The 21,146-nt window shown below is 69.2% G+C and carries 21 protein-coding genes; 11 read left to right on the forward strand and 10 right to left on the reverse strand.

Annotated features, from left to right (window positions below; translation table 11 throughout):
- Positions 1 to 209 precede the first annotated feature (209 nt).
- Entirely contained in the window at positions 210 to 431 is a 222-nt protein-coding gene (locus tag ACPCUW_RS29700) for a hypothetical protein (protein ID WP_030518370.1), read from the reverse strand.
- 175 nt (positions 432 to 606) lie between these two features.
- On the opposite strand from ACPCUW_RS29700, the gene ACPCUW_RS29705 reads away from it, so the two are divergent.
- The 5 genes from ACPCUW_RS29705 to ACPCUW_RS29725 all read left to right on the forward strand — a co-directional run bounded on the left by ACPCUW_RS29705 (position 607) and on the right by ACPCUW_RS29725 (position 7,082).
- Positions 607 to 1,821, forward strand: a complete 1,215-nt coding sequence (locus ACPCUW_RS29705) for a lipase family protein (RefSeq protein WP_030518371.1) — start codon at positions 607 to 609, stop codon at positions 1,819 to 1,821.
- Positions 1,822 to 2,006: 185 nt separating this feature from the next.
- The gene (locus ACPCUW_RS29710) at positions 2,007 to 3,458 is read left to right on the forward strand and encodes a lipase family protein (protein WP_423428514.1); all 1,452 of its coding nucleotides are present in this window, start codon (positions 2,007 to 2,009) and stop codon (positions 3,456 to 3,458) included.
- A gap of 431 nt (positions 3,459 to 3,889) precedes the next feature.
- Positions 3,890 to 5,086 carry a PucR family transcriptional regulator gene (locus ACPCUW_RS29715; RefSeq protein ID WP_423428516.1) on the forward strand — a complete coding sequence of 399 codons (1,197 nt, stop codon included), beginning with the start codon at positions 3,890 to 3,892 and terminating at the stop codon, positions 5,084 to 5,086.
- Positions 5,083 to 6,042 (forward strand): acyl-ACP desaturase, encoded by a 960-nt coding sequence (locus tag ACPCUW_RS29720; RefSeq protein ID WP_423428518.1) that lies wholly within the window; start codon positions 5,083 to 5,085, stop codon positions 6,040 to 6,042. The genes ACPCUW_RS29715 and ACPCUW_RS29720 overlap by 4 nt, the downstream gene beginning before the upstream one ends.
- Positions 6,039 to 7,082 (forward strand): alpha/beta hydrolase, encoded by a 1,044-nt coding sequence (locus ACPCUW_RS29725; protein ID WP_423428520.1) that lies wholly within the window; start codon positions 6,039 to 6,041, stop codon positions 7,080 to 7,082. Before ACPCUW_RS29720 ends, ACPCUW_RS29725 begins: the two co-directional genes overlap by 4 nt.
- A 20-nt stretch (positions 7,083 to 7,102) precedes the next feature.
- On the opposite strand, the gene ACPCUW_RS29730 is transcribed toward ACPCUW_RS29725, so the two are convergent.
- On the reverse strand, positions 7,103 to 7,729 hold the full coding sequence (locus ACPCUW_RS29730) for a YdcF family protein (protein WP_423428521.1): 627 nt from the start codon (positions 7,727 to 7,729) through the stop codon (positions 7,103 to 7,105).
- 373 nt (positions 7,730 to 8,102) lie between these two features.
- Between ACPCUW_RS29730 and ACPCUW_RS29735 the strand changes: the two genes are divergently transcribed.
- From ACPCUW_RS29735 to ACPCUW_RS29745, 3 genes are all read left to right on the forward strand, one after another.
- Positions 8,103 to 9,329, forward strand: a complete 1,227-nt coding sequence (locus ACPCUW_RS29735; RefSeq protein ID WP_423428522.1) for an esterase/lipase family protein — start codon at positions 8,103 to 8,105, stop codon at positions 9,327 to 9,329.
- A gap of 241 nt (positions 9,330 to 9,570) precedes the next feature.
- Positions 9,571 to 10,593, forward strand: coding sequence for an alpha/beta hydrolase (locus ACPCUW_RS29740; protein WP_423428524.1), 1,023 nt, complete (start codon positions 9,571 to 9,573; stop codon positions 10,591 to 10,593).
- Positions 10,594 to 10,770: 177 nt separating this feature from the next.
- A complete protein-coding gene (locus ACPCUW_RS29745) occupies positions 10,771 to 12,168 on the forward strand; it encodes an ABC1 kinase family protein (RefSeq protein WP_423428526.1) in 1,398 nt (465 codons plus the stop codon).
- Between the two features lie 13 nt (positions 12,169 to 12,181).
- Here ACPCUW_RS29745 and ACPCUW_RS29750 read toward each other — a convergent pair whose 3' ends face one another.
- The gene (locus ACPCUW_RS29750; protein WP_423428528.1) at positions 12,182 to 12,742 is read right to left on the reverse strand and encodes a QsdR family transcriptional regulator; all 561 of its coding nucleotides are present in this window, start codon (positions 12,740 to 12,742) and stop codon (positions 12,182 to 12,184) included.
- A gap of 179 nt (positions 12,743 to 12,921) precedes the next feature.
- On the opposite strand from ACPCUW_RS29750, the gene ACPCUW_RS29755 reads away from it, so the two are divergent.
- The 3 genes from ACPCUW_RS29755 (at position 12,922) to ACPCUW_RS29765 (ending at position 16,930) form a co-directional block, all read left to right on the forward strand.
- Positions 12,922 to 13,893 (forward strand): phosphotriesterase family protein, encoded by a 972-nt coding sequence (locus tag ACPCUW_RS29755; RefSeq protein WP_064906956.1) that lies wholly within the window; start codon positions 12,922 to 12,924, stop codon positions 13,891 to 13,893.
- A gap of 88 nt (positions 13,894 to 13,981) precedes the next feature.
- Positions 13,982 to 15,502, forward strand: a complete 1,521-nt coding sequence (locus tag ACPCUW_RS29760; protein ID WP_423428614.1) for a class I adenylate-forming enzyme family protein — start codon at positions 13,982 to 13,984, stop codon at positions 15,500 to 15,502.
- A 69-nt stretch (positions 15,503 to 15,571) separates the two neighbouring features.
- The gene (locus ACPCUW_RS29765) at positions 15,572 to 16,930 is read left to right on the forward strand and encodes a TIGR01777 family oxidoreductase (RefSeq protein WP_423428530.1); all 1,359 of its coding nucleotides are present in this window, start codon (positions 15,572 to 15,574) and stop codon (positions 16,928 to 16,930) included.
- A 6-nt stretch (positions 16,931 to 16,936) separates the two neighbouring features.
- Here ACPCUW_RS29765 and ACPCUW_RS29770 read toward each other — a convergent pair whose 3' ends face one another.
- The 7 genes from ACPCUW_RS29770 to ACPCUW_RS29800 are packed head-to-tail and all read right to left on the reverse strand — an operon-like array spanning position 16,937 to position 21,111.
- Complete coding sequence (locus ACPCUW_RS29770) at positions 16,937 to 18,751, reverse strand: complex I subunit 5 family protein (protein ID WP_423428531.1); 1,815 nt, start codon at positions 18,749 to 18,751, stop codon at positions 16,937 to 16,939.
- Complete coding sequence (locus ACPCUW_RS29775) at positions 18,751 to 19,098, reverse strand: sodium:proton antiporter (protein ID WP_063018968.1); 348 nt, start codon at positions 19,096 to 19,098, stop codon at positions 18,751 to 18,753. Before ACPCUW_RS29775 ends, ACPCUW_RS29770 begins: the two co-directional genes overlap by 1 nt.
- On the reverse strand, positions 19,095 to 19,844 hold the full coding sequence (gene mbhE / locus ACPCUW_RS29780) for a hydrogen gas-evolving membrane-bound hydrogenase subunit E (RefSeq protein WP_423428532.1): 750 nt from the start codon (positions 19,842 to 19,844) through the stop codon (positions 19,095 to 19,097). Before mbhE ends, ACPCUW_RS29775 begins: the two co-directional genes overlap by 4 nt.
- Entirely contained in the window at positions 19,841 to 20,083 is a 243-nt protein-coding gene (locus ACPCUW_RS29785; protein WP_064906952.1) for a DUF4040 domain-containing protein, read from the reverse strand. The genes mbhE and ACPCUW_RS29785 overlap by 4 nt, the downstream gene beginning before the upstream one ends.
- Complete coding sequence (locus tag ACPCUW_RS29790; RefSeq protein ID WP_423428533.1) at positions 20,083 to 20,379, reverse strand: monovalent cation/H(+) antiporter subunit G; 297 nt, start codon at positions 20,377 to 20,379, stop codon at positions 20,083 to 20,085. Before ACPCUW_RS29790 ends, ACPCUW_RS29785 begins: the two co-directional genes overlap by 1 nt.
- Complete coding sequence (locus ACPCUW_RS29795; RefSeq protein ID WP_030518389.1) at positions 20,372 to 20,623, reverse strand: MrpF/PhaF family protein; 252 nt, start codon at positions 20,621 to 20,623, stop codon at positions 20,372 to 20,374. Before ACPCUW_RS29795 ends, ACPCUW_RS29790 begins: the two co-directional genes overlap by 8 nt.
- Positions 20,623 to 21,111 (reverse strand): Na+/H+ antiporter subunit E, encoded by a 489-nt coding sequence (locus tag ACPCUW_RS29800; RefSeq protein WP_423428534.1) that lies wholly within the window; start codon positions 21,109 to 21,111, stop codon positions 20,623 to 20,625. The genes ACPCUW_RS29795 and ACPCUW_RS29800 overlap by 1 nt, the downstream gene beginning before the upstream one ends.
- Positions 21,112 to 21,146: the final 35 nt, after the last annotated feature.

Here is a 21,146-nt window from a genome sequence, read left to right on the forward strand (position 1 = left end):
TGGGCCGTCCCGAGAAGGTGAGACTGGACCGGTTGGAGCTGTCGACGGTCATCACTGACTCCTTCTACTCCCGAACTATCTGTTCCGGCGGTTAACGCTAACCGGCGGGCCGGGAACCGAGGGTGCTTCGCGAATCGTCTGTGCGGAAATCGAAGCAGGTCGGCGGGCCGTTGTGATCGCTCACAGTCGCCGGGACGCGGATCGGTTCCTCAATGCCACAATCGGCGGCAGGGCAGCGGTCGCAATCCGGGCCGGACCATGCCGTCCACGGTGACCGCCAGCCCGGAATGCACGGCGGCGGCGGCGAACTCCCAGGCCTCGGCGCGGGTGGCGGCGTATTCGAGCACCATGTCGCCGTCGGGGCCGGTGCCGCCGAAGTAGACCGTGATCCGGCGAGTGGGGATGTCGGGGGCCGTTTCGGAGATGTCCATAGCCGTGCTCCTTTGCATCGGTGCAGGAACGAAGCTACGTACTCGCGGGTAACCCGAACAGGTTTCAGCGCGGAATTCATCGCGTGACACATACCGCCGCGCGGCAAACTTGTGATTTCTCAGGAGCTGCGGTGCCGATTTCGGGTTGCCTCGCGCGCGCGATAATCTCTTGCCCATGGGCCTCACCGCGGTCCGGCGGGCGCTGAGCGTCGCCGCCGGCAGTCTGTTGCTGTTCGCTGCCGCCACGACTTCCGCACCGGCGCAACCGATCTACCCGGCACCGGACCCGGATCCGTTCTACGCCGCGCCGGCCGATATCGCCGAGCACAAGCCGGGCGATGTGCTGGCGACGAAACCGCTACCGCCGCTGGATATCTTCCCCGACACCGACATCACGCTGATCAAGTTCCGCTCGACCAATTCCGAGGGCAAGCCGATCGCGGCGACCACCACCGTCCTGACGCCGCGCAAGCGGGCGGCCGACGGGCCACTGCTGTCGTATCAGACGATCATCAACGGACTCGGCGCCGATTGCAGTGTCTCCCATGTGCTCTACACCAAGAACCCGGATCTGATGGTCCGCGAGGCGCCCGCCTACAACGTGGTGTTGCAGCGCGGCTGGAGTATCGCGATGCCCGACCATCTCGGGCCGCAGTTCGCCTACGGCGCAGCGCGTCTGGGCGGCCAGATCACCCTGGACGGCATTCGCGCGGTGCAGCACGCCGCCGATCTGAAACTCGAGCACAGCCCGGTGACGATGGCCGGCTACTCCGGCGGCGGCATGGCCACCGCATGGGCGGCCGCGCTGGCGCCGGTCTACGCACCGGAACTGCGCATCGCAGGGGCCGCGGCCGGTGGCGTGCCGATGAACATGGTGAAGATGCTGGAGGGCCTGGGGTACGGCTCGCATCCGGCCTTCGGCCTGGCGATGGCGGCCGGACTCGGCCTGGAACGTGAATACCCCGACCGGTTCCCGCTGTCGGACCAGCTCAACGACAAGGGCATGGCGGTGCGGCAGGTGATGGCGAACAGTTGCACCAACGGCCTGCTGGCCGCGGGCGCGGGGCACGGGGTGAGCGAGTTCGCGAAAACCACGTCGATGACCGAGGATCCGGTCGCGCGCAAGGTGGTCGAGGACAACAGCCTCGAGCTCTACACCGACAGCGTGCCGAATATGCCGGTCTTCGAATGGCATTCGCCCATCGACGGCCTGATCCCGGTGGATTCGATCGTCAATACCGATCGGCGCTGGTGCCAGGCCGGGGTCACGGTCCAGTCGGAGGCCATTCCGGTGCCCGACCACCTCACCGCGGCCGTGTTGGGTCTGCCGCAGGTGCTGAGCTGGCTCGACGGCCGCATGCACGCTCAGCCGGTGCCGAGCAACTGCTGAGCGCGCCGGCCTCGCACCGCGGGGGCGTGCCGGATTCGATATCGATGCGGACTCGCGGCGCGCACGATCCGAACACGCCGCCCGGACAGCCGGATTCGCCCCGGTAGTCTCGAAACACCTGGTTCAGCGCGGAACTCGGGTTGGCAGCGCACGGGAACCAGCGGTGAGCTTTAGTGGGGTGCGCCATGCGAATCCGGCATGTACTGGTCACGGTATTGCTGATCGGTTGCGGTCCTGTTGCGGGTACCGCAGCGGCCCAGCCGCCGATTCCCCTGCCCGCCTTGCCGTTACCGGCGATCGGCTTACCCGGGTTGCCAGGGCCACCGCTCGCACCCCAGGATCCGGATCCGGCGCGGTCGAATCCGCCGGCGCCGGGGCTCGCGCAGCTGCAGCAGTGGATCAACGTCCTGGTGCCGCCGCCACCCATCCCGGTGGCCGACCAGGCGGCCGCCGGGGAGACCGGAGTCACCGCCGACCTGGCCCGGCTGCAGCAGGCCGTCATGCCCTCGCCGGTGGGCGATCCGCTGCTCGACGACTGGCCCGCGGATCTCGCGGAGCTGCGGCCCGGTGATGTGATCGCGACCCGGGACGTGACGGCGACCGCCGCTCCGCTGCTGGTGGTGCCCGTGCGGCAGGCGTTGCAGGTGAAATACCGCACCACCGACGCACACGACGCACCTTCGTATGCGACTGCGACACTGGCGATTCCGGCCGCGCCGTGGACGGGTCCCGGATCGCGGCCGGTGCTGGTGAACAATCTTCCCATCGACGCGCTGGGCCGGACCTGCACGCCCGGCTACACACTCGCGCACGGTTTCTCCGGGGATACCGGCACCACCGATTTCGTCCCGCCCACCACGCAATTGGCGCTGTTGCGCGGGTACGCGGTGCTGATTCCCGATCACGAGGGTCCGCGGATGGCCTATGCCGAACCCTTCGTGGCCGGCCACGCCGTGCTCGACGCGATCCGGGCGATGCGCGCGGAGCTGCCCGCGGAATTCGGCGCCAGCCGCTACGCCATGCACGGATACTCCGGTGGTGCCATCGCCACCCGTGGCGCGGTGGCGCTGATCGATTCCTACGCACCGGAATTGGCGCCGCTGATCGTCGGTGCCGCATTGGGCGGCGTGCCGGCCGACTATCAGATCCTCTCGCAGAGCATGAACGCCAACTTCGCCTCGGGTGTGTTCCTGGCAGCCACCTTCGGAGTGGGACGGGAGCGGCCGGAAATCCTGGCCAGGATGAACAATCTGGCCCGGTGGGCGGCCCTCTCGCCGCTCAAGGACACCTGCGCCGGTGTGTTCGCCGTTCCCGGGGTGCTGTCACTGCCGATCGATATCGCCGCCGACACCCCCGATCCGCTGCACAGCGTGCTGGCCGGTGACATCTACCGGGTGACGCGGATGCAGGGCATGAAATCCGCTGTGCCGCTGTATGTCTACAACGGCGAACAGGAATTCTGGATTCCGGCCGCCGGGGCCCGCGAATTCTATCGCGACCAATGCTCACTGGGCGTGGCGGCGGTGTATCGCAGCGTGCCGGGCGAGCACATCATCGCAGCGGGATTGGGGTATCCGGAGGCCATGGGCTGGGTCGATCAGCGATTGCAGGGCGTTTCCGCCCCGAGTGAATGCTGAAACGGCGGCGTCTTTCTCTCGCGCCGGGTCGCGGATGATTTTGTGCCGCGACCCCAGCCGCCCCCGGTGCGATTCATGAATTGTCATCGGATCGCCGGTGTTTCGGGTTCGAGGCGATTCCGTGGCCGTACCGTGATGTGAACGCGGCACCGGTTTTTGCGCGGACGGTGCCGCGTTCGGCAACCGGCGCACCCGCACCTTCCGTAAGGAGAGGAGGTCGGCAGTGCGGACGCCGGACCGGCCACCGGTGAGCGGCTCCCAACTCGAAGCCGCCGCTCACGGCGCACAGCTCGACCCGCGGCACCAGGACTTCCAACCCCTTCCTCGACGCGGTCACTGTGCGTAGCAGTGGAACCGCCCGCCGGGTGCACCCTCACCCCAAGGCATCCGGCGGGCACACTTCGCGCGGGGACAGATTCTGGAGCGACCCGATGACACCATCCGCACCCAGCCTGGCGGCGACTCTGACCCGAAGTGTGCGCACCGACGCGCCGGCGCCGCATTCCGACACCAGTGCCGAATTCGGCGCCGGGGTGCGGGAATGTCTCGCCCTGGCCGCCGATATGGTCGCCGAACCCGATCCGGAACCGGCGGATGCCGCGCGGCTGGCCGAACTGGTCGGCCGGGCCGGCGCCTGGGCACGTGAGGGCATCGACCTCGACACCGTGCTGCGCGCCTACCACGAGGCGGTGCGGCGCGCGTTCAGCGATATCGCCGGTGGCCGCGGTGACGGCGAGACGTTGTTCTCCGACGCCGAGCAGGCCCTGCGCCTGCTGGAGACGGTGACGGTGGCGACCTCGGCCGCCTATCTCGACGAACACCGTTCGGCCGCCCGGCATCATCAGACCGCGGCCCAGACCCTGGTCACCGCGCTGCTCAGCGGACACGGCCGCGCGGCGCTGGCCCGCCGCACCGGGATCGCGGTCGCGCCCGCCTATCAGGTGGTGGCGCTGTCGATCGCCCCGCATCCCGGCGAATCCGATCCACGTCGCAATGCCGAAACGGTGGCCCGCCGCAAACTGCGCCGACTGCAGAGCGCGCTGGCGCCGGTGCTGGGTTCGCGGGCGCTGTCACTGCTCTCCGTCGACGGCGGCACCGTGCTGGTGCCGGTCGACGACCCCGATGCCACCGGCCGCATCGACGCCCTGGTATTGACCGCCGACACCCTGGACGTACTGTCCGCGGCGGCCTCGGTGCCGCTGACCGCGACCGTCGTCGCCGGTCCCACCGCACGCATCCCGGAGCTGGCCGCCCAGGCTCATGAACTGCTGGAACTGGTACGCGCACTGGGCCGCCCGCCGGGTCTGTACGAGATCGCCGACGTCGCGGTGGAGTACCAGCTGACCCGGCCCGGGCCGGCGCGTGCGCATCTGGCCGCGGTGCTCGGTCCGTTGCGGCCGCATCCGGATCTGCTGGAAACCCTTCGCGCCTATGTGGATTCGGGCCTGGACCGCAAATCGACCGCGGTGCGGCTGGCGATCCACCCGAACAGCGTCACGCACCGGGTGAGGCGCATCGAGCGACTGACCGGAATCGAGCTGGCCCGCCCGGACGGTCTGGCGCGCGCGAGCCTGGCGTTGCTGGCCTTCGACCTCGCAACCGATTCGCGCACCGAGGAGTATGCGTGAGCCTCGCCGTGACCGATCGCGATCTGCTCCGCGAGTTGGAACCCGTCGCCGAACGCTGTCTCGCGGATCATCTGCGCAAGGCGCGCGCCTGGCATCCGCACGACTACGTGCCCTGGGGTGAGGGCCGCAATTTCGCGGCACTGGGCGGAAACGATTGGGAGCCGCGACAATCGGCCTTGCCGGAGGTGGCGCGGGTGGCGTTGGTCACCAATCTGCTCGCCGAGGACGATCTGCCCTCCTGCCATCGCGCGATCACCGAGATGGTCGGCGGCGACGGGCCCTGGGGAACGTGGGTGGGATGCTGGACCGCGGAGGAGAACCGCCACGCGATTGTGATCCGCGACTACCTGGTGGTGACCCGCGCGGTGGATCCCGTTGCGCTGGAACGCGCCCGGATGACTCGGCTGACCAGCGGCGTCGCCGCGCCGGAGGTCCCGCGGTTGCTGCGCGGGTTGGCCTGTGTGACACTGCAGGAGCTGGCCACCCGGATCAGTCACCGCAACACCGGCATCGCCTGTGGTGAACCGATCGCCGACCGGATGCTGTCGCGCATCGCCACCGACGAGAACCTGCATATGATCTTCTATCGCAATATCTCCCGGGCCGCCCTCGAGCTGGCTCCGGACGCGATGATGCGTGCGATCACCGAGGCGGTCACCGGTTTCCGCCTGCCCGGGTCGGCAGGGCCCGGCTTCCGGCGGCACGCGCTGCTGCTGGCCACCCACGGCATCTACGATCCGCCGCAGCATCTGGAGACGGTGCTGCGTCCGGTGCTGCGCAACTGGCATGTGTTCGAGCGCACCGATCTGACCGGTACGGGGGAGCGGGCCCGCGACGAACTGGCCGCCTATCTGACCGCTCTGGAGAAGACAGCCGTCCGCTTCCGGGAACGGCGGGAACGAGCGCGCGCCCGGGAGACGGCGTTCGCGGACGGTCCGGCGGTGGTGCAGCGGTGATCACTCGTGCGGCGCTGAGCGCTGCCTTGGCCGTGGCCGCCGGCGCGATGGCGGCGGCCACGGTGTGCGCCGATCCGGCCGCGCCCCCGCCTCCGGCCCCGCCGGCGATCGATCCCGCCGTGACGCGAACGGAATTGGTGCGCACCGAAAATCGCGGGCCGGGCTGGGATCGGCTGTATGTCGCCTCCGCCGCGATGCATCGAGTGGTGCCCATCGATGTGCTGCACGGCGCCGGGAGCGAACCCCGGCCCACCCTCTATCTTCTGGACGGCGTGGAGGGTGCGGCGACCTCGGGCTGGCTCACCGACGGCGACGCCGCGCGCTTCTTCGCCGGCAAACCGGTGGACGTGGTGCTGCCCGGTGACGGCGTGGGCAGTATGTACGCCGATTGGGACCATTACGACCAGAACCTGGGCCTCAACCGCTGGGAGACCTTCCTCGTCGACGAATTGCCGCCGATCGCGGAGAAATATCTGCATGCCGTCGGGCGCCGGGCCATCGCGGGAGTGTCGATGGGAGCGCAGGCGGCGATGATGCTGGCACAGCGCCACCCCGGCTTCTATCGCGCGGTGGCGGGCATCAGCGGCTGTTATTCCACCGCGGACGAGGTCGGCCAGGCCGTCACTCGCATTACCGTGGCCTCGCGGGGCGGCAACCCCGAAAACCTCTGGGGCCCACCGAATTCGCCGGAGTGGGCGGCCCACGACAGTTATCTGGGCGCCGATACCCTGCGCGGCACCCCGATCTATCTGTCGGCCGCCACGGGCCTGCCGAGCCCCCCGGATCTGACCGCGATCGCCACCGCGCACGACGTCGCCGGTGCGCTGCGGTCCGCGGGTGGTGGCGTGGCGCTGGAGGCGGGGGCGCGCACGTGTACCGAGCGCTTCGCCGCGCGGCTCGCTCAGCTGGACATCCCGGCCACCGTGCGCTACATCCCCGCGGGGACGCATTCGTGGCCCGATTTCACCGCCGCCTTGCCCTCGGCGTGGGATGCGCTGGCCGTCGGGCTCGGGATAGCGCGGACCTGGGGTCCGCGCTGAGACGACCGGCGACTCCGGTTTCACTGTCGGGGCCCGAACACCTCCAGCACCACCGGCGGCAGATCCTGCGGGCTGACCGTGCCGACCACCGGCACGCCCGCATCGACGAAATCGGCTACGGCGCGGGGCATGTGGTCGGCCGAGGTGACGACCACCGCATCGCCGGCGCCCAGCGCGTGCATCATTTCCGCGGAGTTGGTGGCGTTTTCGACGGTATCGCCGGCACGTGATTCGATGTGGATCCGGTCGGGGGCCGTGCCGTGGGCGACGAGCCAGCGGGCCATGGCGTCGGCTTCGGTGGTGCCGCCCTGCGGATTCCCGCCGGTGACGATGATCGGCGAGGCCGGCGACACCATCGCCTGCACGAGCGCCGCCTCCAGCCGGGCGACGAGTTCGGGGCGCATGGTCCCGTCGGGCATCAGCCCGTAACCGAGCACCACGATCGCGGTGGTCGGCCCGTGCGGGGCGGGCAGCGGCGGCAGCGGATCGCCGACTGCGCGCAGCTGTTCGATGACGCCGGCCGCATCGGTGAGCGGATCGGCCGCGGCGGCGGGAAGCGCGATCGCGGTGAGAGCGCCGACGGCCAGCGCGGCGGCGGCGAGCAAGCGAAAACCGGTGGGTCGCACAGTGATACGAATGCCGGGCATCAGGACTCCAGACGACGTGGGGCCGTGCCACGTGCTCACGTGGACCGGACCGGACGGACAACTCCCAGTGAGAATCCGATATCTGTTCGTGATTGCGTCGTAATTGGTTGTATCGCTGGATATTTCACGGAACATTCGGGATTACTGCTGTGACTGCGCCGATTCGGGAAAATCTCCGGCGTCGCCGGACAATTCGCCCGGCTGTGCAACTTCACTGCGGTCCGTTCGGCGTCTCGTGAGATTCCGAAGAGACTGCCTTTGTCCGTATCGGCGGCTCGTCAGCGACTTTAGCGTCTGAGTTCGGTTTCGGCCGCGCGGCTCGCGGTCGCGCATCGCAACAAAGAACGCCGATGTTCTGACGAAAGGTTCACCCATGAGACCAAACACCCGCCGCAGGTCGCTGAGCGCCGCGGTCGTCGTGGGGGTTTCGCTGTTGATGATGGGCTTCGCGGGGGTCGGCGCCGACGCCGAGCCGGCGGGGGCGTCGAACGATCAGCAGCAGGAGCAGCAACTGGTCGACTTCATCGACCAGGGACTGAAGAATCCCGCCGCCCACCCGATCGCCGACACCGGCAGCGCCGGCACCGGTTCGGCCTGCACCTCGGGCAGTGGCGCGGGCTCGGGCAACGGCTCCGGTGACTGCTACGGCGGCTCCGGGTCCAGTTCGGGATCATCGGGTGGAACCTCGAGCGACACCATCGGCTACGGCCCGGCGCAGAGCTCGTTCCTGGCCGCCTTCGGCTACGGCCTGCTGCATCCGGATGTGGCCCCGCCGGGAACCAACGACTGGAACTGCAAGCCGACCGCGGCGCATCCGGAGCCGGTGGTACTGGTGCACGGGACGTGGGAGAACGCCTACGACAACTTCTCCTTCGTCAGTCAGCCCATCAAGGACGCCGGCTACTGCGTATTCACCTTCAATTACGGCAAATCCAATCTCATTCAGGGCGGCGGTCTCGGATCGGTGCTGCCGGGCGCCAACGGCACCGGCTTGATTCAGGATTCGTCGAAGCAGTTGGCGCAGTTCGTGGATCGGGTGCTGGCGGCGACCGGGTCGCAGAAGGTGAATCTGGTCGGCCATTCTCAAGGTGGCGCGATGTCGCGCTGGTATCTGAAGTTCGACGGTGGTGCGGCGAAGGTGCATCACATGATGACCTTCGGCGCCACCAACCACGGCACGACCCTCGACGGTATCGGTGCGCTGGGCCGGGCCGTCAACAACTTCGGCATCGACGTGCTCGGACTGGTCGAGATCTTCGTGGGCCACTCCGGTATTCAGCAGACGGTCGGTTCGGATTTCGTCAATCAGCTCAACGCCGGCGGCGACACCGTGCCGGGGGTGGACTACACGGTGGTCGGCACCCGCTACGACGAGGTCACCACGCCGTACGATCTGACGTTCCTGAAGCCCGGCCCGGGTGCGACCGTCGAGAACGTCACCTTGCAGGACGGGTGTGAGCAGGATCTGTCGGATCACCTGACGATGATGTACTCGCCGCGGGTGTTGTCGATCATCCTCAACACCCTCGATCCGGCCCAGACTCCGGCGCTGACCTGCAGCTTCAATCCGTGGCTGCTGGGCGGCGGCGGCAAACTCTGAGTTGTGGCGACCTGCCCGCCGGAACGCGAGAACCCTGAATTCCCATCGTGTTCCGGCGGGCCGCACGCCGCCGTGGGGTCCGGCGCGGATCGAGGACACGCCGGCCTCGTATCCGCGCTCAGGAGTGCACACACCCACGGTGGTGCGCCCGCCGGGCGATGCCCTCACACCGCATCGCCCGGCGGGCCTTTTCGTCTCGGCCCGCCGCTGCGGCGATCCGTTACTTCACGAAGGAGTTCTCATGTTCGGAAAGATGTCGCGCGGCAGCATCATTCCCGTGGTTCTGGTGCTCGCGGGCGCGGTGCTGGGGGCCGCGCCCGCCGGTGCGCGACCCGAACCGGTCGCCGCGGACGGGTCGGCGGTCACCGGCAGCTGGCGGCTCGATCCGCGCACCGAGCAGTTGCGGGTGCATTCGGCGGCGATGAACACCGACATCATGGTGAAGGTGCAATTGCCCGCCGACGACCAGGCGCCCGCGCCGGTGCTGTATCTTCTCAACGGCGGTGGGGGAGGCCAGGATTCGGCCACGTGGGAGCGCAACACCGATGTCGCGGGCTTCCTGTCCGCGAAGCAGACCTACGTCGTGCAGCCGGTCGGGGGTCGCTGGAGCTATTACACCGATTGGCGCGCGCCGGATCCGAAACTCGGTGTGTACAAATGGAAGACGTTTCTCACCGCGGAACTGCCGCCGCTGATCGACGGGCGCTATCGCACCACCGGCGCCAACGCGCTGGCCGGGTTGTCGACCTCGGGAACCTCGGTGTTGCAGTTGCCGATCGCCGCCCCGGGACTGTATCGGTCGGTGGCCGCGTATTCCGGATGTGCGCAGATCAGTGATCCGATCGGCCGGGAATTCGTCAAGATGGCGGTGCAGACCTGGGGCGGCGGCGATGTGGAGAACATGTACGGCCCCGACGACGATCCGATGTGGGCGGCCAACGACCCGTACGTGCACGCCGACGGGCTGCGGGGACTGAATCTGTTCATCTCCACCGGAACCGGTGTGCCCGGTATGTACGACGTGTACGGCGGCGACCACATGCAGCCCGGTCCGCGCGGATATCTGGATCAGCTCGTGATCGGCGGGGTGATCGAGGCCGCGGTGAACTGGTGTACGCACAATATGTCGACTCGTCTGGGGGAGTTGGGTATTCCGGCGACCTTCGACTTCGAACCCACGGGCACACACTCGTGGGGCTACTGGCAGGACGCGCTGAAACGCTCCTGGCCGGTACTCGCCGCGGGTCTCGGCATCGCGCCGTGAACCGGCCCGTGACGCCGTGACGGTGGCGTTGCCGCGAGCGGGGTGGTTCGGGTGCGGCGGGTCACATCGGCCGGTACGGTGGCCCGGCAGTCGTAGACTGTGCACGAACGATACGACGATGGGACGGTCGCAACGAATGATTCGGGCAGGTGAGCAGGTGACCGGCGGGGTCCTGCGGTGACGGCGGCGGCCACGCAGACCGCCTCCGGACCGGGCGCGGGGGCGACTCCGCCGCAGCCGGTACCGGCGCTGGAGAAATTCGGATTCGCGGAGTTCCGGCGTACCGCCGCGATCGGCACGACGATCGGCAGCCGGGTGACGCGCCGGGTCCTGCGTGAGGGTCTGCGCCCGGCCAAGCGCCGACGGGCGATGGCCGACGGCACGGTCGACGGTTTCGAGGCGCTGGGCCCGATGTTCGTCAAACTCGGCCAGCTCATCGCCTCGTCGCCGGCCTCGTTTCCGGACGAGCTCGCCGACGCGTGCCTGCGCTGCCTCGACGACGTGCCGCCGTTTCCGGCCACCGACGCCCGCGCGGTGATCGAGGCCGATCTCGGCGCTCCGATCGACCGGCTGTTCCGGGAATTCGACGACGAACCGCTCTCGGCCGCCTCGGTGGCTCAGGTGCACGCCTGCGTGCTCGCCGACGGCCGCCCGGCGGTGCTGAAGGTGCAGCGCCCCGACATCGCCCGCCGCATGATCGTCGATCTGCGCGCCGCGTACCGGCTGGCCGGTGCGCTGACCAAACGCTCGGAGAACGCACGCATCGCCAATGCCGAAGGCGTGGTGCGCGATCTGTACGACACGACCGTCGCCGAGCTGGACTTCCGCAACGAGGCCCGCAATCAGGCGCAGGCGAGGGCCGATCTGGCCGCCTTCGGCGACAACACCGGTGTGGTCGTGCCCGAGGTGTACTGGGAGTACTGCGGCCCGCGCGTGCTGTGCATGGAGCGGATGAGGGGCATGCCGCTCGACCGCTTCGACGACATCCGAGCCGCCCATCCCGACCCCGAGCTGCTGATCCGCCGTCTGGTCAAGGCATGGGTGGAAAGTGTTGTGGTGCACGGCCTTTTCCACGGCGACGTGCACGCCGGAAACCTCTGGCTGCTCGACGACGGCCGCGCCGCCATGCTCGACTTCGGCATCGTCGGCACCATGACGCCGCAGTGGCGCGCCTTCGTGCGCGCGCTGTTCCACGCCAGCGCCATCGACGGTGACTTCCGACCGGTCGCGCGGGCTCTGCGGGAACTGGATCTGCTCGACGGCGACGACGGTGACGACGCCACCATCGGCCGGCAGCTGGCGACCGCGCTGGCGCCGGTGTTGTCGGGCAAGCTGGCGAAACTGGATATGGGCAAGGTCGCGGCCCGGCTGGTGGAATTCGGCAAACGCCGGGGCGCCTCGGGCCCGCAGCAGTTGCTGCTGATGGGCAAACAGCTCGGCTACTTCGAACGCTATGCGGTCGCGCTGGCCCCGGGCTGGCGGCTCGGTCAGGATCTGTACCTGTTCCGCAACATCTTCCCCGAGGAGGTGGCCGCCAAGGTCGCCGCCGACGGCATCGAACTGCCCACCGACTGAGCTCACCGGTCGTTCACGCCGGGCGTTCGCCGAGGAGCAGGGCGACGATGGCCAGCGCGGTGTCGATCCGTGGTCGATCGCCGCCGAGCAGGGGTGCGTAGAGGTGCGCGTCGCAGATGCGGACGATGGCCTCGGCCAGGACGTCGGGGGCCAAGGGCAACGTCAGATTTCCCTGACGCTGTTCGCTGTCGAGCAGTTCGGCGACCATGCGCGCCGACGTCGATTCGATCCTGCCGGGGAGCAGCGCGAGCCGGATGAACAGCGCCGGTTCGCGACTGGTGAGGGTCCGCAGTGGTTCGGACTCGGCGACCGCGTTCATCACCCGTTCGAGGGTGTCGAGAACGAGGGCCGCACCGGATCCCGTGGCGGTGGTGAAGACCTTGCGGTAGGTGCGTTCGGTGGCTTCGGCCAGCACGGTCGCGATGAGGTCGTCCCGGTTGCCGACGTGCCGGTACAGCGTCGCGCGTCCGATGCCCAGGTCGCGGGCGAGCACCGACATGTCGAGTTGTTCGCCCGCCAGGTACAGCGTCGTCGCCGCGTCGACGGCGCGACGCCCCTCGGAAGTAGCGATCATGTCGTCCATCTCCTCATACCGCGGCAGGCCGTGCCGGCTCGGCGGCCGTATCGAGCTGGTTGACGAATCCTCGACTCTGAGACACACTTGCGCAGTGTCTCACACAGGATGGCGTGGATCACATTGTTTCGGTGGTCTTCGTGGCTGTCCTGCTCGTCGCCGATACCCCGAGGAATTCGATGTCTACCGTTGAAACCGTCCGTGGACCCCTCGACACCGCCGCCCTGGGCAAGGTGCTGATGCACGAGCACGTTTTCGTGCTCGGCGAGGAGATGCGGCAGAACTATCCCGAATATCCGAATCAGTGGGATGAGGACGCGCGGGTCGCGGATGCGGTCGCCAAGTTGCGTGCATGCGCCGCGCGCGGGATCGACACGATCGTCGATCCGACGGTGATCGGGCTCGGTCGCTACATTCCGCGGATCCAGCGGATCAATGAGCAGGTCGACATCAATATCGTCGTGGCGACCGGTCTCTACACCTACAACGAGGTGCCGTTCCAGTTCCACTACACCGGCCCGGGCCTGCTGTTCGACGTCGACGAGCCGTTGGTCGAGCTGTTCGTCAAGGACATCCGCGAAGGGATCGCCGGAACCGGCGTGAAGGCCGCATTCCTGAAGTGCGCGATCGAGGAACAGGGCCTGACGCCCGGAGTCGAGCGGGTGATGCGCGCGGTCGGCCAGGCCCACGTGGAGACCGGGGCGCCGATCACGGTGCACACGAACGTCCACAACCAGTCCGGCCTGATCGCGCAGAAGGTGCTCGCGGAGGAGGGGGTGGATCTCGGCAAGGTCGTCATCGGGCACTCGGGCGACAGCACCGATCTGGATTATCTGTGCGCACTCGCCGACGCCGGCTCCTATCTCGGCATGGACCGATTCGGACTCGACGTCTTGCTGCCGTTCGAGCAGCGAGTCGACACCGTGGTGCGACTGGTCGAGCGGGGGTACGCCGAGAAGATGGTCCTCGCCCACGACGCGGCGTGTTTCATCGACTGGTTCTCCGAGGAGGGCAAGGCCGCCGCCGTGCCGAATTGGAACTTCACCCATATCAGCGACGACGTGCTGCCGGCGCTGCGGGCGCGTGGCGTCACCGACGAGCAGATCGACACCATGCTCGTCCACAACCCGCGCCGCTATTTCGGTGCCTGAGCTTTGCACGGGCCGTGATGTGTTGCGCGCCCGGCGAAGTGCGAACGCGGCCGATCGAGGAGATGCACTGATGACAACCGAACCCGCGGTGATCGAGATTTCGCGCCGCGACAATCCCTTCCCGCGCACCGGCATCGCCGAACGTGACGGTGTCGCGCACTACACCGGCCTCCCGGCGACACTGCTGGATATGCTGCGCGCCCAGGTGGAGACGCGGCCCGAGAGTGAAGCGGTCGTCGAACTCGGAGCGGATCGCCTGACCTATCGGCAGTTGTGGGACCGTGCCGCTCGGGTCGCCGGCGGTCTGCGTGCGGCCGGATTGGAACGCGGAGACCGTGTCGCGGTGCGGTATCCGGCCGGGGTCGACTGGGTGCTCGCCTTCTGGGGCACGGTGATGGCGGGCGGTATTGCCGTCGCGGTCAACATCCGCTCGGCCGGGCCGGAGGTCGAGTTCGTGCTGGCGGATTCGGGCGCGCGGATCGACCTCGCTCCCGGCGTACCGCTTCCCGACGGCGAACCGGTTGTGACGCAGGATCTTTCGGCTTCCGATAGCGCCGCGATCTTCTACACCTCCGGCACCACGGGCCATCCCAAGGGTGTGCCCACCACGCACGAGGCGTTCGTGACCAATGCCGAGAACATGGTGCGCTGCATCGGACTGCCCCGCGATATCGGCGAGGGTATGCGGACGCTGATCTCTGTGCCGCTGTTCCACGTGACCGGCTGCAACTCCCAGCTGCTGACCGCCGTCCATCTCGGTGGCACCGCGGTGATCATGCCGGCGCTCGGTGTTCCCGAGCTGATCGCCGCGCTGTCGACGGAGCGGATTTCGTTCCTGGTGACGGTGCCGGCGGTCTATGCGCTGATGTTGCGGCACCCCGACTTCGCCGGCGCGGACACCGCCACCGTGCGCTGGGTGGGCTACGGCGGCGCGCCGATCGCACCGTCGCTGGTGCTGTCGTTGAAAGACGCGTTCCCCAACGCTCAGGTCTTCAACGGATACGGCATGACCGAGACCGCGTCCCTGATGACGGTGCTGCCCGACGGCGACGCCGTCGACCATGCCGATTCGGTCGGCTACGCGGTGCCGTCCGTTCAACTCGGCATCGCCCCGCTCGGCGAGGAGCCCGGAGTCGGCGAACTGGTCGTGCGCGGGGCGAATGTCACCGGCTGCTATTGGAATCGCCCCGAGGCCGACGCCGTCACCATCATCGACGGCTGGCTGCACACCGGTGACGTGGTCCGCGTCGACGACGCCGGGCGGGTGCACATCGTCGACCGGATCAAGGACATCATCAACCGTGGCGGGGAGAACGTCTCCAGCGTCGAGGTCGAAGCGGTCCTGCTCGCGGCGCCGGGTGTCACCGACGCCGCAGTACTGGCCGTGCCGGACGCGGTCATGGGGGAGAAGGTCGGCGCCGTCGTGGTCCCCGATCCGGGCGGGCTCGACATCCCCACTCTGATCGAGCACTGCCGGGAACGGCTGGCCGACTTCAAGGTGCCGCAGTATGTGACCGTGGTCGGCGAGCCGTTGCCGCGCAACGCCGGCGGCAAACTGCTCAAGGCCGCGTTGCGTGAACGGACGACGTGGGGCGACCCGCTGCGGTGAGAACGGCGACGCCCGGCGACGCCGGTGGCCGGCCGTTTCGGGCCGGTGTGGCGGGGGTACTGCCGCCTCATGGGTTTCGAATCGGCGAATGTCGTGGACTTTCCGCAGGCCGAGGTCTTCGAATGGTTCACCCGGCCCGGTGCGCTGACCAGGCTGGCGCCGCCGTGGCAACCGGTGCGGGTGGTCCGCGAGGCGGGATCGCTGAAGGACGGGCGCGCCGAACTGGCGCTGCCCGGCAACCTGCGCTGGGTGGCCCGCCACGACCCGGTCGCCTACGACCCGCCGCACCGTTTCGCCGACGAACTCGTCGCCGAGGGCCCCGCCTCGGCCTTCGCGCACGTGGTGTCGTGGCGCCACACCCACGGCTTCGAGGCCGTCGACGCGGGGCGCACCCGGATCGTCGACGAGGTGGATACGCCCGTGCCCGCCGCGCTGCTGCGGCCCATGTTCGAATACCGTCACCGGCAGCTGGCCGGTGATCTGGCGGCCCACGCCCGGGCCGCCGAGAACGGCCTGCGATCGTCGACCATCGCGATCACCGGCGCCTCGGGACTGGTCGGGACGGCCCTGACCGCATTTCTGCGAACCGGCGGCCATCGCGTGATCCGGCTGGTGCGCGGGACCGCGCGCGAACGCGACGAGCGGCAGTGGGATCCGGCCGCGCCCGCCGCCGATCTGCTGGACGGAGTGGACGCGCTGATCCATCTGGCCGGGGCGCCGATCGCGGGCCGGTTCACCGACGAGCACAAACGCCGCGTGCGCGACAGCCGCGTGGGACCCACGCGCGCGCTCGCGGAGCTGGCCGCGCGAACCGGATTGCCGACCTTCGTGGGGGCCTCCGCGATCGGCTACTACGGCTACGACCTCGGCGATCGCGTGCTCACCGAGGACAGTCCGGCCGGTGACGGATTTCTGGCCGAGGTGGTCTCGGCCTGGGAGGAGGCCGATCGGCCCGCCCGTGAGGCCGGGGTCCGGGTGGTGCGGGTGCGGACCGGGCTGGTGCAGTCGCCGGCCGGCGGGCTGCTGCGCTTGTTGCGGCCGTTGTTCAGTGCCGGATTGGGCGGGCCCATCGCCGGTGGGCGGCAATGGATGTCGTGGATCGGCATCGACGACATGATCGACATCTACCACCGCGCGCTGTGGGATACCGCGCTGTCGGGTCCGGTGAACGCGGTGGCACCGCATCCGGTCCGCAACGCCGAATACACCCGCACGCTGGCCCGCGTCGTCCACCGGCCCGCGATTCTGCCGGTGCCGCAGGTCGGTCCGGCGCTGCTGCTGGGCGGGCAGGGCGCGCGGGAGCTGGCCGCGGCGAGTCAGCGGGTGGAGCCGGCCCGGCTGCTGGCCACGGGCCATCACTTCCGCACCGACCGTCTCGAACCGGCGCTGCGGCATGTGCTGGGCCGGCTCGAGGCGCCGGGGGAGTAGACCGCCTCATCCCACCCACAGCAGTCCGATGACGGCCGCGCAGCCGAACACCAGCCACGCCGCGTAGTCGCCCAGATGCCCGCTGTGCAATCGGTGCAGTCCCCGCCGCACCGCCATCACCGCGGATGATCGAGAAGTATTGTCGCCCAGCCTGTTTCGCCGGTGGATGCCGAGCAGGGCGAGCGTCACCGCGGCCCCGGCGGACACCAGGCCGAGGATCGTTCCGTGCAGCGTCCAGCTCAGGTCCGGCGCGGACTGCGCCGAGACGACTCCCGACAACGCCCGGTCTCGATAGCCGATCCGATCGCAGAATTGCGCGGCCGCCGCGGCCACCTCACGGCCGAATCGTCCCGGAAGTCCGCTCAGCACACCGGCACTCAACAGCGCGAACACCGCCGCGAGCATCGTCGCCGGAATGCGGCCGGGCGGGGTGTCGGCATCGGGAGTCTCGTGCGCACCGGTGGTCTCGTCCGCCTCCGACGCCGGCCGGGGTGGACGGCCGACGCCGAAGAATACGCGCAACCCCACCCGCAGCACCGCGGCGCCGGTCAGCGCCGACACCGCGACCACGAGCACGGTCAGCGGTACCGAATGCGCGGACTCCTCCAGCAGCGATTTACCGAAACCGGTGCCCGACAGCGGAATTCCGCTCAGCATGAGTCCGCCCAGCAGGAACGCCGCACCCACCACCCGGTGTCGCCGGGCGCGACCGTACAGCCGCACCTCGTCGAGAGATCGATACCGCGACAACAGAATTCCCGCCATGAGGAACAGCGCGCCCTTCACCGCGGCGTGCCCGGCCAGATACACCGCCGCGGCCGCCACGCCCTCCGGAGTCAATGCGGCCAGGCCGAGCAGGAACAGTCCGATGTGCGCGATGGTCGAATAGGCGAGCAGTCGCTTGATATGGCGCTGTAGGACACACATCACGGTGCCCAGCAACGCGGTGCACACGGCCAGCACCAGCATCATCCGATGGACGCCCGCGGCCGGCAGCACGGTGTCGAACACTGCCCAATAGACCCGCGCCACACCGTAGATCCCCAGCGGCGCCATCGCGCCCGAGAACAGGACGCACACCGGAGTGGGGGCGACCGCGTGCGCGTCGGCCAGCCAGAAATGAAACGGCACCGCCGCCGCTTTCACCAGCCAGCCCGTCGCGATCAGCCCGAATGCGATGAGCACCAGCGCATCCGGCGTGCGCTGCGACAGCGCCAGGCTCAACTGCGGCAGACCCAGCTGACCGGTTCGCGCGTAGAGCAGTCCGATGCCGAACAGGCACAGATAGGCGCCCAGCGAATTGACGACCGCGAAGTTCAAGCCGCCCTGTACGGCCTCGGGCTCCTCGATCTCGAGACCGGTCAGGGCGTACGCGGCCACGCTCATCAGCTCGAAGAAGACGAACATGTCGAACAGGTCGCCGGTGAGGGCGTAGCCCGCCATGCCCGCGGTGAACAGCAACAGCAGCGCCGGATAGTGTGCGCGCACGGTGTCGAAATAGCGCCAGCCGAACAGCAGCGCCGTGGTCGCGAGCACGGCGATCAGCAGCACCATGGCCGCGCCCAGCCGGTCGGCGATCAGCACGATGCCCACGGCGAACCGCGGCCCGGGATGCCAGCCGCCGACCCAGGTCACCACCGCGCCCGACCCCGTCGCGGCCAGCAGCCACCCGGCCAGGATCGCGGTGGCCAATGCGGTGAGCAGCGCCAGGGCGTCGACAAGGCGACGGGGTGCGATCCGCCCGAGGAGCAGCAGTACGCAGGCGCCGGCGATCGGCACCGTGACGATCAACGGCGGCAGCGCGCTCGCGGAACCGCCCATCAGCCGCGCAGGGCGTGCAGCTCATCGGGCACCACGGTGCCGTGCCGCTTGGCCACCTGGATCACCAGCGCCAGCAGCAGCGCGCTCACCGTCGCCGACACCACGATGTCGGTCAGGGCCATGGCCTGCACCACCGGGTCCACCACCGGCGAACCGGGCGGATTGGCCTGCCCGAAAATGGGCGCGGTCGCCCCCTTCCGATATCCGACGGCCAGCAGCAGCACGTACGTACTCGACTGGGTCACCGATACGCACACCACGGTGTGGACCAGATGGCGGCTGCGGACGACGCCGAACAGTCCCATCAGCAGGATCCACACCGCGACCAGATACGGGAATACGCTCATCTCGCCCCTTCGTCGGCGCCCAGATACTCGTCGAGGAACTGGGCGAGCAGTACGACGATGCCGCTGCCCACCGCGACGCCGACCGCGCAGCTGAACAGCGCGACGGTGCCCGCGGAGAACAGATGTCCGCTCGTGCCCTTCGGCAGGAAGTTGGACAGGAATCCGGTGCCGGCCGCCAGCCCGGCGGCGCCGAGTGCGAGGACCGCGCCCATGCCGACCGCTTCCCCCGTCTCGTACCAGACCAGCGGCCGGACCCGCCGCAGTGCGCGATAGTCGCCGGCCACATATAAGAGGTGCAGGCCGGTGGCCAGCACCACCCCGCCCTGAAAGCCGCCGCCGGGGGTCAGGTGGCCGTGCACGACGACGTCGGCGCCGATCAGCAAGGTCACCGGCAGCAGGACATAGCCGGCCAGGCGGGTGGCGGCCAGCAGCGGTGGACGCGACGACGGGTCGATCGCCGGACGCGGTGGCCGGGGCTGGGAGGTGCGGCGCAGCAGTGTGGCAGCCCCGACCACGGCCGCCACCAGGATGGCTTCCTCGCCGAGGGTGTCGAACCCGCGCTGATCGAAGTTGATGGAGGACACCACATTCGGGCTGTTGCGGTGCAGCGCCTCGGTCACCGCGGCATCGCGGTAGGGGTGGAAGTCGTTGCCGAAACTCGGAATTCGCAGTATCGCGACGATCAGCGCGACACCCAGTCCGAGGGCTCCGGCGGCGACCACCACGAGGCGCGCCCGGGTGCTCACGAGCGTCTCCGCCGGCGCACCGACCGCACGGCCAGCAACACCATCAGTGGCACCACCGCGGTGCCGACCGCGATCTGCGACAGTGCGACGTCGGGTGCGCCGAGCAGCAGGAACAGTGGCGACAACAGCGCCCCGTAGACGCCCAGCGTCACCGCCTGGCGCTGCGGATTCTCGGTGCAGACCACGACGGTGGCCGCCACCGCCACCAGGACCAGTGCGAGGATGATCAGTACGTCCATCACGATTTCCGTTCGCCCAGAACGACATTCAGCTTGCCGATCGCCGCCGACGACACCGGCGCGGTGACCCACAGCAGTGCCGCGGTGAGGGCGACGATCGCGGTGGTGAGACCGGGGCCGTAGTCCAGCAGGACCGCCAGTGTCAGCAGCGGCCCGGTCACCGACGCGAGCATGCCGGGATAGTGCAGCCGCGCGTACACCCCGCGCGGTCGCAGCGCCGACCAGGAGGCCGCCACCGCCACCAGGACCGCCGCGCCGAGTACGACGCCGGCCGCGATCGTGGCGGCATCAGTCATCGCCGGCCCCGGTCAACCGGGTGAACACCAGGGTTCCGGCGAAGGCGAGCAATGCCAGCACCGTCGCCACGATCAGATAATCGGGGCGGCGAACGGCGAGGCTGATCGTGATCAGCGCCAGCACCGCGACTGTTCCGACCATTTGCATTCCGACCAGCCGGTGGGCCGCGATACCGCGTGCGGACAACCAGATTCCCGGCGGCAGGGCGCCCGCCAGCAGGGCGATCGAGGCGACGGTCCACATCAGCGTCGCCGGTCCGGGTCGCGGACCGCGCGTTGCAGCGCGGACTCGGGCAGTGGCAGGGTGTGCAGCCTGATCCGGGAATGTTCGGGATCGGAGTAGACCACCAGGGAACCGGGTGTCGCCGAGAGCAGAATCGTCGCGGCCGCTTCCCGTCCGTCTCGCTGTGCGGTCGAACCGCTTGCGGGCAAGGGCAATTCGATGAACCGCCCGGCCGGACGCCGACCGCGCGCCACCAGCGCGAGCGCTCCGGCGCCGTCTCGAACCACGGTGAGGGCGGTGCGCGCCACCCACCGCGGCAACCGGGCCGGGGGTCGCCAACTCCCGCCGACCGCACGTCGCGCCGCGCACGCGGCCACCGCGCACGGCAGGGCCAGCACCGCGGCGGCGATCAACTCCTCCCACGCCGCGACCGTCACTGTGGCTTGCCAGATGAGTACACAGATCAGCCACCAGGCCGCCGCTTCCGCCACGACACCGCCGCGCCGCATCCACACCTCCTCCTCGGGGCCGCACCGGAACGGCA

Source organism: Nocardia sp. AB354 (genome assembly GCF_049538315.1).
Classification (GTDB): domain Bacteria; phylum Actinomycetota; class Actinomycetes; order Mycobacteriales; family Mycobacteriaceae; genus Nocardia; species Nocardia nova.